At 48.6% G+C, this 249-nt stretch carries 1 protein-coding gene; it reads right to left on the reverse strand.

Annotated features, from left to right (window positions below; all coding sequences use genetic code 11):
- Positions 1-249 (reverse strand): integrase core domain-containing protein (locus R0J88_RS22245; protein WP_410901207.1); only part of this gene is annotated, 249 nt, incomplete at both ends.

Here is a 249-nt window from a genome sequence, read left to right on the forward strand (position 1 = left end):
GTAGAAAATCTCAATGTATTCCCGTATTACTGAGATGGCTTCATCCCGGTTATTAAAACGATAGTGGCTCAGGCTCTCATTTTTCAGCGTTCCCCAGAAGCTTTCCATCGGAGCGTTGTCGTAACAGTTACCTTTACGCGACATTGATGTTTTCAGACCAAACTGCTCCTGTATGACCCGGTAATCGTATGCGCAGTACTGTGAACCTCGATCAGAGTGGTGGATTAGCCCGGCAGGTGGGCGCTGGCT

The organism is Pseudoalteromonas sp. SIMBA_162 (assembly GCF_046535955.1).
Taxonomy (GTDB): Bacteria; Pseudomonadota; Gammaproteobacteria; order Enterobacterales; family Alteromonadaceae; genus Pseudoalteromonas; species Pseudoalteromonas marina.